Source organism: Arthrobacter sp. 05N429 (assembly GCF_056397045.1).
The window spans coordinates 256,529-269,982 of sequence record NZ_JBFTMQ010000002.1 but is presented as its reverse complement, the minus strand read 5'-3'; the positions used below and the strand labels follow the sequence as shown (position 1 = coordinate 269,982).

Below are 13,454 nucleotides of genomic sequence, written 5' to 3'. Positions count from 1 at the left end.
GGGATTTATGGGCTGCAAGTGACTCCGCGTTGGAGTTGAGGAACGTTAGTGCGTGTGCGGGACGTAACGCTTGATGGATGCCTCGAGCTCGGCCTCGGCGGCGGCGCGGTCGCCCCAGCCCTCGGCCTTGACCCACTTGCCCGGCTCCAGGTCCTTGTAGCGGGTGAAGAAGTGCTCGATTTCCTTAATCAGGTACTCGCTGACGTCGCTGATCTCGTTGATGTGATCGAAGCGCGCGTCGGCCGGCACGCAGAGCACCTTGGCGTCTCCGCCGCCGTCGTCGGTCATGTTGAACACGCCGATGGGGCGGGACTCAACGATAACGCCGGGGTGCAGGTCGAAATCCTGCAGCAGCACCAGGGCGTCCAGCGGATCGCCGTCTTCACCGAGGGTGTTCTCAAAGAAACCGTAGTGCGTGGGGTACTGCATGGAGGTGAACAGGACGCGGTCCAGGCGGACGCGGCCCGTTTCGTGGTCGACTTCGTACTTGACGCGTGATCCCTTGGGGATCTCGATGGTCACGTCATGCTTCATGGACTGCTCCTCGACGAATTCAGGGGGTTCGCGGCACCCGTGACATCTCCGAAAAGCAGTGCCGGTGCCGCCGACTACTATTGAGGATATAGCGAGAGGCCCTGGTTTCAGGAACTAGTGGGGACATTTCAGGACTAAAGGACCAGCAGCAGCATGAAACGCAGAACGATCCGCGCAGGCATGGCCCCGATCTCCGGGCCGTTGCGGCGGAGCCTCCCGCTGCTGCTCCAGACCCTGCTGGTGGTGGCCGTCGCCCTCCCCGCGGGCCTGGCCGCCGCACCGGCCTTCCTCGGCCCCCAAACCCCCGCAAACCCGGCACAGTCCGCCCCGGCCTGGCACCAGGCCCCCGGCACACTGGCCGCCGGCGGCGGCCCAACGGACGGGATCGAACCGCTCACTGCCGCGGCCCCCTTCCCGGCGCCCGGCTCCCTCGCCGCGCAACTCAACCAAACGCTGAAGGTCGACGGCGCCGGAAGCTTCACGGGGGTGGTGCAGGACGCCTCCACCGGAGAGGTCCTCTTCGACCGTTCCGGCGACGAGGTCCGCGTTCCCGCCTCCAACATGAAGCTCCTCACGGCCGCCGCCGCCCTGCGGACGCTCGGCCCGGAACGCCGCTTCAGCACCAGGGCAGTGGCAGGCGCCGCTCCCGGATCCGTGGTGCTGACCGGCGGCGGCGATGTGCTCCTCGGCGCGGGCGAATCGGTCCCGGGTGCGGTGCTGGGCCGGGCCGGGCTCGCCAGCCTGGCGCAGGCGACAGTCCGCGCCCTGCAGGACGACGGCGTCACCGTCCCCCTGACGGTGATGCTGGACGACTCCCTCTTCACCGGCCCCGCGCTGAACCCGGCTTGGAGCCCGGAGGACGTCGCCGCCGGTGAGGTGGCCCCGTTGTTCCCCCTGGCACTGAACTCGGCCCGCTTTGACCCTGCCAAGACCACCGGCCCGCGCCCGCAGGACGCCGCCATGAGCGCCGCCGAGGCGTTCTCCGCCCAGCTCGCGACGGCCGCCGCCGCCGCGGGGCTGACGGTGGCACCCGGCGTCGTGCGGGTTCCCGCCGGAACGGACACCAGCGACGGCGGTTCGGACACCGGTGCCGCCAGGGTCCTCGCCGAGGTCCAGTCCGCCACCGTGGGAGAGCAGGTGGACCTGCTCCTGCGCACCTCGGACAACTACCTCACCGAGGTGATCGGCCGGATGGCTGCGCTCGCGGCCGGGAAGCCCGGCAGCAACGAGGGCGCGGTCGCGGCTGTACTGCAGCAGCTCGAACAACTGCAGATCCCCGCCGGCACGCTGCGCGCCGCCGACGTCTCCGGGCTGGCGCTGGCCAACCAGGTCTCCGCCCGGCAGCTCTCCGAAGTGGTCCGGGCCATCACCTCGGGCGCGGACACGCGGCTGCGCGCCGGGCTGGCAGGGTTCCCGGTCGCCGGGCTTACCGGAACCCTGGGGGACCGCTACATGGATGCCACCACGGCCCGCGGCGCCGGACTGGTCCGGGCCAAGACCGGCACCCTGAACACGGTGATCGCGCTGAGCGGTTACGTAGTGGACGCCGACGGCCGGCTTTTGGTGTTCTCCTTCATCGGCAACGGCCTGACCCCCGGGGCGGCGAACAAGACCGCGCTGGACCGTACCGCCGCCGTCCTGGCCGGCTGCGGCTGCCGCTGAGCCCGCCGGCGTTCGCCGCCCGACGAATTTAAGGCGCATTGTCAGGCCCTTGTGATCTGATGGGACCTATGGAGTCCTCTGCCCGCGAGACATCAGCCCAAGCCCAAGCCCTCATCAACTGGGAGCTCGCCGCTTCCACCGCCGCCCGCCTCACGCCTGCCGGGCCTACCCTGGGCTCGGCTGAGATCGGCGCCGCCGTCGAGAATCTGCGGCTCATGGCGGACAATTCCGTGCCGCACGTCCATGACATCACCGGACTGGAAGCCGCCCGCGACCTGCGTGATTCCTCGGTCCTTGTCGTGGACCGGGCCTCCTGGTCCAAGGCCAACACCCAGAGCTTCGCCGTCATGCTTCAGCCCGCGATGGAGAAGATGCTCGAGGGCCGCCGGGGCGCGCTGAACCCCGGTGCGGCCAGCGTCAGCGGCGCCATCACGGGCAGCCAGCTCGGCGCCATTCTCGCCTTCCTCTCGAGCAAGGTCCTGGGCCAGTACGATCCCTTCTCCGCGCTCGCCGAGAACTCCACGGCCCCTGCCGCCGGACGCCTGCTCCTCGTGGCGCCGAACATCATTTCCGTCGAACGTGAAATCAACGTTGAACCCGAAGACTTCCGGCTCTGGGTCTGCCTCCACGAACAGACCCACCGGGTGCAGTTCGCCGCCGCGCCCTGGCTGCGGCACCACATGCTGGACGAGATCGAGAACCTCAGCGGCCAGCTGCTCGGGAACGTCGATTCCCTGATGGAGCGGGCCTCCGCCGCGGCGAAATCGCTCAAGGACCGCACCGCGTCCGGAACCGCCCCGAGCCGTGGCGCCATCCTCGACCTGCTGCAGAACCCCGAGGAAAAGGCCGCGATCTCGCGACTGACCGCCCTGATGAGCCTGCTCGAAGGCCACGCCAACGTGGTGATGGACGCAGTCGACTCCAGCATCGTGCCGTCCGTGAAGACCATCCGGCAGCGCTTCAACTCCCGGGCCACGGAGCGCGGCGTGATCGAAAAGTTCATCCGCAATCTGCTGGGATTGGACGCCAAGATGCGCCAGTACAGCGACGGAGCGAAGTTTGTCCGCGAAGTGGTGGACGTGGCCGGCATGGAGGGTTTCAACAAGGTCTGGGAGTCCGCGGACCACCTGCCGAGCGAGGCCGAGATCCACGATTCCAGGCTCTGGCTGGAACGGATGGGGCACTAGTTCCCGTGACTTCCAGTCCCGTATCCGGCGAACAGGTTTCCGGGGGCCAGGTTTCCAGTGGAAGGCGCCGGCCCGGCCGGCTCGCGCCTGTCGTCGGCACCGCGCGGAAAATGCTGCAGGACGCGCTCGCCGCTGCGGGCTACCCGGAACGGGTCCTGGTCGCCTGCAGCGGCGGGCCCGACTCTCTGGCCCTCGCCGCCGTCGCCGCCTACTTCGCCCGCCGCGGGCACGTGGACGGCCACCCCGTCTCCGTGGGTGCCGTCGTTGTGGACCACCAGCTGCAGCCCGGTTCCGCCGACGTCGCCGCTGCCACCGCGGTGGTGCTGCGGGAACTGGGGCTCTCGCCCGTGCAGATCAGGACCGTCGACGTCGCCTCCACCGGCATGGGACCTGAGGCGGCGGCGCGGGACGCCCGCCACGCCGCCCTCGACGCCGCCGCCGACGACGCCGGAGCCGGTGCAATCCTGCTCGGCCACACCCTTGACGACCAGGCCGAACAGGTCCTGCTCGGGCTCGCCCGCGGCTCCGGCACGCGCTCCCTGGCGGGAATGCGGCCCGTCCGTGACCGCCTGCTGCGGCCTTTCCTGGGGCTGCGGCGCGCGGACACCCTGGCGATCTGCGACGTTGAGGGCCTAGACCCCTGGCACGATCCGAGCAACGCCGATCCCTCATTTGCGAGGTCCCGGACCCGCGTGGAGGTGCTGCCGCTGCTGGAGGAGAAGCTGGGCCCGGGGGTTGCCGAATCGCTCGCGCGGACTGCCGCCATCCTGCAGCTTGACGCCGACTACCTCGAAGACGTGGCGGAAGACACCTATCTCCGGCTCCGGGAACAGTCCGGGGCCACCGTCAGCCTCCCGGAGGAAGCCCTGCGCGAACTCGCGCCGGCGGTGAGGTTCCGTGTCATCGCGAAAGCAGCGGCCGCCGTCGGAGGCCAGCAGCCCAGCTACCAGCGCTTGCTGGCCGCGGAAGCACTCCTCCGCCGGCAGGGATCGGCCGGTCCCGTGGAGCTCCCCGGCGGGGTCAGCGTCTACCGGCTCTCGCTCGCGCAGCTCCTCGCCGAGGGGCAGCCCGGCCCCGACGGTGTTCCCCGCGAAGCGGCCCGCTGTGGGAAGCTTGTATTCCGGCCTCAAAAACCGCCCAAAATATAGTTGCCCCCGCATCTACACAGGAGTTATTGGTGGATTCAAACGACGTCCAGTCAGATCTCAAGCACGTTCTGTACTCCAAGGAGCAGATCCAGTCACGGATCACCGAACTCGCTGCCCAGATCGACAAGGACTACGAAGGCCGCGATCTGCTGATCGTCGGCGTGCTCAAGGGCGCCGTGATGGTCATGGCTGACCTCGCCCGCGCCCTTCACAGCCACGTTTCAATGGACTGGATGGCCGTCTCGTCCTACGGTTCCGGCACCCAGTCCTCCGGCGTGGTCCGGATCCTCAAGGACCTCGACACGGACCTCATGGGCAAGGATGTGCTGATCGTCGAGGACATCATCGACTCCGGCCTGACCTTGTCCTGGCTCAAGACCAACCTGGAATCACGCGGCACGGCGTCGGTGGAAATCTGCACCGCATTCCGCAAGCCCACGGCCGCGAAGGTCCAGATCGACGTCAAGTACGTCGGCTACGACATCCCCAACGAGTTCGTCGTGGGCTACGGCCTGGACTACGCCGAGAAGTACCGCAACCTGGACTTCGTCGGCACCCTGGCGCCGCACGTTTACGAGTAAATCGTTCACGCAGAGGCACCCCCCGCCCGGGACCCGGGCGACGGGGAGGCCCGGCTCCGCTACGCCCTCAGGGAACTTTTGGACTACACCGTGCGTGACTTACAGCGACGGTGTATAGCTAGAAGCTGACGCAGCACCACACGCGCGCAGATCGGTCGCCGTGCAGCACTACCAGGAGGGACGGGGTCTGCCCCGATCAGATGAAAGCTAAGAGTTTCTTCAAGGGCCCGGGCATCTGGATTGTCGTTGTCATCGGCATGCTCCTGCTGGCTTTTGCCACCCTGTCCCCGGGCGGCTCCGCCCGAATCGACACCGACAAGGGTCTCGCGCTGCTGACCGATGGCGGCAAGGTCGAACAGGCCAAGATCTTCGATGCGGAAAACCGTGTGGACCTGGTCCTGAAGGAAAACCTGCAGGTTGACGGCCAGGACAAGGGCAAGAACATCCAGTTCTACTATGTCAACGCCCGCGCCGACGATGTGGTCAAGGCTGTCACCGACTCCCGGCCCCCGAGCGGCTACACCGACCAGCCGATCGAGAACAACTGGTTCGCCGGGCTGTTCTCCCTCCTGATCCCGGTCCTCCTCCTCGGCGTCCTGTTCTGGTTCCTGCTCTCCCGCATGCAGGGCGGCGGCTCCAAGGTCATGCAGTTTGGCAAGTCCAAGGCCAAAATGGTCAACAAGGACATGCCACAGGTGACCTTCAGCGACGTCGCCGGAGCCGACGAGGCCGTCGAGGAACTCGAAGAAATCAAGGAATTCCTCCAGGAGCCGGCGAAGTTCCAGGCCGTGGGAGCCAAGATCCCCAAGGGCGTGCTGCTTTACGGTCCTCCCGGCACCGGCAAGACCCTCCTGGCCCGCGCAGTCGCCGGCGAAGCCGGCGTCCCCTTCTTCTCGATCTCCGGTTCCGACTTCGTGGAAATGTTCGTCGGCGTCGGCGCCTCCCGCGTCCGGGACCTGTTCGAGCAGGCCAAGGCCAACTCGCCGGCCATCATCTTCGTGGACGAGATTGACGCCGTCGGCCGTCACCGCGGCGCCGGCATCGGCGGCGGCAACGACGAACGCGAGCAGACCCTCAACCAGCTGCTGGTCGAAATGGACGGCTTCGACGTCAAGACGAACGTCATCCTGATCGCCGCCACCAACCGCCCCGACGTCCTCGACCCGGCGCTGCTGCGTCCGGGCCGCTTCGACCGGCAGATTTCCGTCGAAGCCCCCGACCTGATCGGCCGCGACCAGATCCTCAAGGTCCACGCCAAGGGCAAGCCGATGGCGCCCGACGTCGACCTGAAGGCCGTGGCCAAGAAGACCCCCGGCTACACCGGCGCCGACCTCGCCAACGTCCTCAACGAGGCCGCCCTGCTGACCGCCCGCTCCAACGCCAACCTGATCGACGACCGAGCCCTCGACGAGGCGATTGACCGCGTGATGGCCGGCCCGCAGAAGCGCAGCCGCGTCATGAAGGAACACGAACGCAAGGTCACCGCCTACCACGAAGGCGGGCACGCCCTCGTGGCCGCGGCACTGCGGAACTCGGCTCCGGTCACCAAGATCACCATCCTGCCCCGCGGCCGTGCCCTGGGCTACACCATGGTGGTCCCGGAAAACGACAAGTACTCCGTCACCCGCAACGAACTGCTCGACCAGATGGCCTACGCCATGGGCGGCCGCGTCGCGGAAGAGCTCGTCTTCCACGACCCGTCCACCGGCGCGTCCAACGACATCGAAAAGGCCACCGGGATCGCCCGCAAGATGGTCACCGAGTTCGGCATGAGCGAGCGTGTGGGTGCGGTGCGGCTCGGCCAGGGCGGTGGCGAGCCCTTCCTGGGCCGCGACGCCGGCCACGAGCGCAACTACTCCGACCAGATCGCCTACATTGTTGACGAGGAAGTACGCCGGCTGATCGAGGGCGCCCACGACGAGGCCTACGCCATCCTCACCGAGAACCGCGACGTCCTCGATGAGCTGGCCCTCGAACTGCTGGAACGCGAAACGCTGAACCAGGCCGAAATCGCCCAGGTCTTCACCCAGATCCGGAAGCGCGATTTCCGCGAGATCTGGCTCTCCAAGGAGACCCGTCCGATCCAGGAAATCGGCCCGGTGGAATCGCGCATGGAGAAGGCCGAACGAGAAGCGCAGGAAGAAGCCAAGGAAGCCCGACTCGAGGAACCGCTGGACGCCCTGCCGCCGCACGCTCAGGGCGTTGCCGGACAGGATTCGTTCCAGGGCGGTGTAACGGATCTCGGGACCGATGGCCATCCCGGCTAGGCTTCTTCAGTGACTTCTTTCTTCAATGACGACGACGACGCTCCCGCCACCGATGATTTGGCGGCGGGAGGGTCCGTTCCCGGCACCGTCGTGGACCAGGCCCGGATCCAGGCGGCAGTCCGCGAGATCCTGCTGGCCATCGGCGAGGACCCGGACCGCAGCGGGCTCCTGGACACCCCGAAGCGGGTCGCCAAGGCCTACACCGAAATGTTCGCCGGGCTCCACCATGATCCGGCCGAAATCCTGGCCACCCAGTTCGAGCTGGACCACGAGGAACTCGTCCTGGTCAAGGACATTCCGTTCTACTCCACCTGCGAGCACCACCTCGTGCCGTTCCACGGGGTCGCCCACGTGGGCTACATTCCCTCGCATGACGGGAAGGTCACCGGGCTGAGCAAACTTGCGCGGCTGGTGGACATGTTCGCCCGCCGTCCCCAGGTCCAGGAACGCCTGACCACCCAGATCGTCGAAGCCCTCGTCACCCACCTCAAGCCGCGCGGCGCCATTGTCGTCGTCGAATGCGAACACCTCTGCATGTCGATGCGCGGCATCCGCAAGCCCGGCGCCAAGACCGTCACCAGCGCGGTACGCGGGCAACTCCATGACCCGGCCACCCGTGCCGAAGCCATGAGCCTCATCATCGGAAGGTAAGAACACAGAATTATGGATTCCCTCGCCGCAGCCCCCGGAACCGGACCCGCGACTTCGCCCCTGCCCGTACTGCGCAAGTCGCGCCCGGCAGCGCAATTCAAGGATCTCCCCACGGACCGGACGCTCGTGATGGGGATCCTGAACGTCACCCCGGATTCCTTCAGCGACGGCGGCAAGCACGCCGCCGCGGACACGGCCATCGCGGCCGGCCTGCGGATGTTCTACGCCGGAGCGGACATCATCGACGTCGGCGGCGAATCCACCCGCCCGGGAGCAGCCGAGGTCGGCGCCGAGGAAGAGCAGCAGCGGGTCGTGCCCGTGATCCAGGCACTGGTCAAGGCCGGTGCCCTGGTCAGCATCGACACGACGCACGCCGCCACCGCCGCGGCTGCCCTCGATGCCGGGGCCGCGATCATCAACGACGTTTCCGGACTGAGCATGGAGCCGGAGATGGCCGAGCTCGTGGCCCGCAGCAAGGCCCCGTACATCCTCACCCACCGCCGCGGCAATGCTGTCACGATGGACTCCCTGGCCGAATACGGGAACGTCGCGGACGAAGTGGCCGCCGAACTGGCCGGAGTCCGCGACAAGCTGTACGCGGCCGGCGTCGCCCCCGAACAGATCATCCTGGATCCAGGCCTGGGCTTCTCGAAGAACGAGGAGCAGAACTGGGAACTCCTCCAGCGCCTGGACGTCCTGCAGGCCATGGGCCACAAGGTCCTGGTGGCGGCCTCCCGCAAGCGCTTCCTCGGCAGCCTCCTGACCGTGGCGGGCAAGGCCGCCGCACCGGCCGAACGCGACGCCGCCACGGCCGCCGTGACCGCCATCAGCGCCTACCGGGGTGCCTGGGCAGTCCGCGTGCACGACGTCGGTCCCAGCCTCGACGCCGTCAAAACCGCCGCCCGCATGACCCCCGCCCTGCCGGCTGCCGCCGGCCACGGCTGAACCGACGACCACCCATGGACCAGATCACGCTGAGCGGCGTCACCGCCGTCGGCCATCACGGAGTGTTTGATTTCGAACGGCGCAACGGCCAGCCGTTCGTCGTCGACGCCGTACTGCACCTGGACTTCAGCCGCGCCGCCGCCTCCGACGACGTGCTCGACACCGCCCACTACGGTGAAGTGGCAGAATGCATCCGGGGCTGGATCACGGGGGAGCCGCTGAACCTGATCGAGGCGCTGGCCGTGCGCATCGCCGAGGACGTGCTCCGGAAGTTCCCCGTCGTCGCGGTGGACATCACGGTGCACAAGCCCAAGGCTCCGATCGAAGTCGAGTTCGGCGACGTCTCCGTCAGCGTCCGGCGGACCCGGCAGGAGCAGCCATGAACTACACCCGGGCCGTCCTGGCGCTCGGCAGCAACCTGGGGGAGCGCAGCGACACCCTTTCGGCGGCGGTCGCGGACATCGTCGATCCGCCCGAGGTCCGGCTCCTCGCGATTTCGCCGATCGTCCAGACGAAAGCCGTCGGCGGGCCGTCCGGCCAGCCGGACTTCCTCAACATGGTGATCGCGGTGGAGACCACGCTGACGCCCCTTGAGCTGCTGCAGCACTGCCACGCCGTGGAACAAAAGCACCTCCGCGTCCGCGAAGTGCACTGGGGCCCGCGCACCCTCGACGTCGACATCATCACCTACGGGGAGCTGGTCAGCTCCGACCCGGACCTGACGCTGCCCCACCCGCGGGCGGCGCAGCGGGCGTTCGTGCTTTACCCGTGGTCGCTCATTGACCCGGCTGCCGAGCTGGACGGCGAACGCGTGGGCGAGCTGGCCGCCAAGGCCGCGGACTTCGCCGACCTCGTGCCCTTCGACGGCTTCGAAAACCTCCACGGCGTGGCCGGGGCGGTGGAATGATGAAGCTGACCAACCCCCTGACGCTGCTTGTCATCGGCTCTGCCGTGGGGGTCCTCGGCTGGCTCGCCGCCGTGCTGACCACCCGCTACGGCCTGAACACCCCCGTGCTGCCGCTCAACGGGCTCATCACGATGGGTGTGATCGTTGTACTCACGCTCGTGCTGGGCATCAGGGTCCGCCGCTGGCGGAACGGCAACAAGAAGAAAATGCTCAACCCCATCCTGGCCGCCTGGACCCTGGTCCTCGCCCAGGCCTGCGCTTACACCGGCAGCGTGCTGCTGGGCTGGCATGCCGGGATCTTCGTTGACCAGCTGCGGCTCTGGAACCTGCGCAGCGACCAGACCCTCGCCTGGCAGGCCCTGGTCATGGCCGGCGGCGGGCTGGTGATGATCGTGGTTGGCCTGATGGTGGAACGGTTCTGCCGGATACCGCCCGAGGACGGCGAGGGCGAGTCGGCTCCGGGCCCCCAGGAACAGCGCAAGCCCAAGTCGGAAGGCGAATATGCATACCGAGGCGATTGATCCTCCGGGCATCACGTGGCTGCGCGTCTCACCAAAGTACGTCACGGTACGGCTCGCCAGCTGGGCCCTGGCCAACCTCATCGTCGTCGGGCTGCTGTGCTTTCCCCTGATCCTCGTCCTCAACGGCTGGTGGCAGTCGTTCCCGCTCTGGCTGGCCGTTGCCATCCCGGCGGTGATGCTGGTCCTGGCCCTGTGGCGGCTCCTGCTCATTCCCCGCCAGGTGCGGGCCATCGGCTACGCCGAGCGCGAGGATGACCTGCTCATCCGCCGCGGCATCTTCTTCCAGCGCACGCTCGTGGTCCCCTACGGCCGCATGCAGTACGTGGACATCGGCGCCGGGCCGGTGGAACGCGGGCTGGGGCTGTGCACGCTGAAACTGCACACCGCCTCCGCCGGCACCAACGCGGAAATCCCGGGCCTGCCCGCCGCGGAAGGCGCGCGGCTCCGCGAGCAGCTCTCCGCCCGCGGCGAAGCCCGGCTGGCCGGGCTGTGACGGGTTCGCCGTGCAGGCCACGCAGTGAAGTCACAGCAATGAAGGCCGGCGCAGGGAAGGGGCCCCGGTGAAGCCGGGGGCTGCCCCGGAGGCCGCTGCCGGGGCCGCGGCGGGAACCGCGGACGGTGCGTGGCTGCGTGTGCACCCGGCCTCACCCTTTGTGCGCGGCTGGGTGGCGCTGGCCGCCATTGGATTCTTCTTCTTCCGGGATACCTTCGAGCGGATGCTCCGGGGCGGGCCTTTGATCGATCAGCAGCTCGCGGGCCGGGCGCCATGGCTGCTGCTGGGCGGCGGCGTGCTGTTGCTGCTCACCGTCCTCGGCTACATCCTGAGCTGGTACTTCACCCGCTACCAGGTGGCGGAAGGCTATGTCCGGCTGAACACGGGCTTCCTCTTCAAACAGCAGCGGCAGGCCAGGCTGGACCGCGTCCAGGCGATCGACATCGTGCAGCCCCTGCTGGCCAGGATCTTCGGGCTGGCCGAGCTGAAGTTCGAGGTGGCCGACGCCGGGGAATCTGCGGTGCGACTCGCCTATCTCCGCATGGACGAGGCACGGCAGCTCCGCGCCGCGATCCTGGCCCGCGCCGCCGGCGTGGTGCCGGACCCTGCGCGCCCCGGGGAGGCACCCGCGGAGGCGCCCGAGCAGGCCGTCCTGACCGTCCCGCCGCGGCGCCTCATCGGGTCACTGGTGCTGAGCGAGCAAAGTGTGTTCATCGTCGTCGGCGGCGTGGTTTCCGTGGTGCTTTCGGCCCTGACCGAGAACCGCAGCTTCTTCCTCTTCCTGATCCCGGCCCTGCTGGGCATGGCGGCCGCGTACTGGAACGCCATCAACCGGGGCTACAACTTCACCGCAGCCATTTCGCCGGACGGAATCCGGCTGCGCTACGGGCTGCTCGACACGCAGGCGCAGACCCTGCCGCCGGGCCGGATCCAGGCGCTGCGGGTCAGCCAGCCGCCGCTCTGGCGGATCTTCGGCTGGTACCGGATCCAGGTCAATGTGGCCGGCTACGGTGCGGCGGGCAGCGACGGCGAAAGCTCGTCCCGGACCACGCTCCTGCCCGTGGGGACATTCCCCGACGTCCTCACCATGCTCTCCCTCGTCCTGCCCGACCCGGGCACCCCGGACCCGGTGGCGGTCTTCAGGGCCGGCATCACCGGAATCGCGGGCCCGGGCGGAGTTCCGGCGGGTGCACCGCGAGCGGACGACGACGGTTTCGTCACCACCCCGCGGCGGGCCCGGCTGCTGGCACCCCTGGGCTGGCGCCGCAACGGCTTCACCGCCACCGACACTGCCCTGCTGATCCGCTCGGGCCGCTGGTGGCGCCACTTCGTGGTGGTCCCGCACCAACGCACCCAATCCATGTCGCTGGAGCAAGGCCCCCTGGCGCGGCGCTTCCGCGTCGCGGACCTGGTCCTGCACACCACGGCCGGGCCCGTGTCCCCGCGCCTTATCCAGGCCGGTCTCGACGAGGGACGTGCCCTGCTGGATGCGCAGGCGGCCCGCGCCCGGGCCGCGCGCAAACGGCAGACCAGCGAGCACTGGCTGGACCATGTCCGGGCTCTCGCGCCAGAACCCACTATTACCGCAGCACCCTCCCACACCGCAGAACCCGACAGGCAGGACGACCGGCAGCATGGCTAAACCAGGACGACTCGGCATCGGAATCGTCGGCGCCGGCAAGGTCGGCGCCGTCTTGGGGGCGGCGCTGCGCGGCGCGGAGCACGCCGTCATCGGTGTCTCGGCGGTATCGGACGCCAGCCGCGAACGTGCGGAAACCCTGCTTCCCGGCGTCCCGGTGCTGGACGTGCAGGACATCGTCGAACGCGCCGAACTGGTGCTGCTGGCCGTCCCCGACGATGCGCTCGGCCCGCTCGTCGAGGGTCTGGCCAAGCTCGGCGCCTGGCAGCCCGGCCAGCTGGTGGCCCACACGTCCGGCCGTTTCGGCGTCGGAATCCTGCATCCGGTCCGCGCCGCCGGGGCCGTCCCGCTGGCGCTGCACCCCGCGATGACCTTCACCGGGATGAGCCTGGACCTGACCCGGCTGCTGGACTGCACCTTCGGCGTCACGGCGGACGCTGCAATGCTGCCCATCGCGCAGGCCCTCGTGGTGGAGATGGGAGCGGAGCCCGTCGCCATCGCGGAGGCCGACCGCACGCTCTACCACGCGGCCCTCGCCCACGGCTCAAACCACCTGGTCACCCTCGTGGCGCAGGCCTCACAGCTGCTCCGGGAGGTCGGCGTCGAAGCCCCCGAACGCATGCTTGGCCCGCTGCTGCGCGCGACCCTGGAGAACGCCCTGGCCTCAGGCGAATCAGCCCTGACCGGGCCGGTGGCCCGCGGCGATGCGGGCACCGTGGCCGCGCACGCCGAAACCCTGCGGGAGCACGACGGCGGGGCCGGCGGCGATATTCTGGAGGCGTACCTGGCCATGGCCCGGGCGACAGCCCGCCGGGCAGGACGCCGCGGACTGCTGAAGCCGGAGCAACTCGACGCCATCGCGCAGGCGCTCGACGGCCCCGGCGATGACGGCCGGCAACCCTAAGGAAGGTCCAAAACT

General features: G+C 68.7%; 14 protein-coding genes. 13 read left to right on the top strand and 1 reads right to left on the bottom strand.

Going from position 1 to position 13,454, the window contains the following annotated elements; translation table 11 throughout:
• Window positions 1-45: 45 nt before the first annotated feature.
• Complete coding sequence (locus AC1DF4_RS05135) at window positions 46-534, bottom strand: inorganic diphosphatase (protein ID WP_476911858.1); 489 nt, start codon at window positions 532-534, stop codon at window positions 46-48.
• Between the two features lie 153 nt (window positions 535-687).
• On the opposite strand from AC1DF4_RS05135, the gene dacB reads away from it, so the two are divergent.
• The 13 genes from dacB to AC1DF4_RS05070 all read left to right on the top strand — a co-directional run bounded on the left by dacB (window position 688) and on the right by AC1DF4_RS05070 (window position 13,439).
• Entirely contained in the window at window positions 688-2,196 is a 1,509-nt protein-coding gene (dacB, locus tag AC1DF4_RS05130) for a D-alanyl-D-alanine carboxypeptidase/D-alanyl-D-alanine endopeptidase (protein ID WP_476911857.1), read from the top strand.
• Window positions 2,197-2,264: 68 nt separating this feature from the next.
• Window positions 2,265-3,383 carry a zinc-dependent metalloprotease gene (locus AC1DF4_RS05125; protein WP_476911856.1) on the top strand — a complete coding sequence of 373 codons (1,119 nt, stop codon included), beginning with the start codon at window positions 2,265-2,267 and terminating at the stop codon, window positions 3,381-3,383.
• Between the two features lie 110 nt (window positions 3,384-3,493).
• Window positions 3,494-4,531 (top strand): tRNA lysidine(34) synthetase TilS, encoded by a 1,038-nt coding sequence (gene tilS / locus AC1DF4_RS05120; protein WP_476912187.1) that lies wholly within the window; start codon window positions 3,494-3,496, stop codon window positions 4,529-4,531.
• 29 nt (window positions 4,532-4,560) lie between these two features.
• Complete coding sequence (gene hpt / locus AC1DF4_RS05115) at window positions 4,561-5,112, top strand: hypoxanthine phosphoribosyltransferase (protein ID WP_024366624.1); 552 nt, start codon at window positions 4,561-4,563, stop codon at window positions 5,110-5,112.
• A gap of 200 nt (window positions 5,113-5,312) precedes the next feature.
• Window positions 5,313-7,379, top strand: a complete 2,067-nt coding sequence (gene ftsH, locus AC1DF4_RS05110; RefSeq protein ID WP_476911855.1) for an ATP-dependent zinc metalloprotease FtsH — start codon at window positions 5,313-5,315, stop codon at window positions 7,377-7,379.
• A 9-nt stretch (window positions 7,380-7,388) separates the two neighbouring features.
• Window positions 7,389-8,030 carry a GTP cyclohydrolase I FolE gene (gene folE, locus AC1DF4_RS05105; protein ID WP_476911854.1) on the top strand — a complete coding sequence of 214 codons (642 nt, stop codon included), beginning with the start codon at window positions 7,389-7,391 and terminating at the stop codon, window positions 8,028-8,030.
• Between the two features lie 12 nt (window positions 8,031-8,042).
• Complete coding sequence (folP, locus tag AC1DF4_RS05100) at window positions 8,043-8,975, top strand: dihydropteroate synthase (protein ID WP_476911853.1); 933 nt, start codon at window positions 8,043-8,045, stop codon at window positions 8,973-8,975.
• 14 nt (window positions 8,976-8,989) lie between these two features.
• Window positions 8,990-9,358, top strand: coding sequence for a dihydroneopterin aldolase (gene folB / locus AC1DF4_RS05095; RefSeq protein WP_476911852.1), 369 nt, complete (start codon window positions 8,990-8,992; stop codon window positions 9,356-9,358).
• Complete coding sequence (gene folK / locus AC1DF4_RS05090) at window positions 9,355-9,882, top strand: 2-amino-4-hydroxy-6-hydroxymethyldihydropteridine diphosphokinase (protein WP_476911851.1); 528 nt, start codon at window positions 9,355-9,357, stop codon at window positions 9,880-9,882. The genes folB and folK overlap by 4 nt, the downstream gene beginning before the upstream one ends.
• The gene (locus AC1DF4_RS05085) at window positions 9,882-10,403 is read left to right on the top strand and encodes a DUF3180 domain-containing protein (protein WP_476912186.1); all 522 of its coding nucleotides are present in this window, start codon (window positions 9,882-9,884) and stop codon (window positions 10,401-10,403) included. The genes folK and AC1DF4_RS05085 overlap by 1 nt, the downstream gene beginning before the upstream one ends.
• Window positions 10,384-10,896, top strand: coding sequence for a PH domain-containing protein (locus tag AC1DF4_RS05080; RefSeq protein WP_476911850.1), 513 nt, complete (start codon window positions 10,384-10,386; stop codon window positions 10,894-10,896). Before AC1DF4_RS05085 ends, AC1DF4_RS05080 begins: the two co-directional genes overlap by 20 nt.
• Window positions 10,897-10,963: 67 nt before the next feature.
• A complete protein-coding gene (locus AC1DF4_RS05075) occupies window positions 10,964-12,538 on the top strand; it encodes a PH domain-containing protein (protein WP_476911849.1) in 1,575 nt (524 codons plus the stop codon).
• Entirely contained in the window at window positions 12,531-13,439 is a 909-nt protein-coding gene (locus tag AC1DF4_RS05070) for a Rossmann-like and DUF2520 domain-containing protein (protein WP_476911848.1), read from the top strand. Before AC1DF4_RS05075 ends, AC1DF4_RS05070 begins: the two co-directional genes overlap by 8 nt.
• Window positions 13,440-13,454 lie beyond the last annotated feature (15 nt).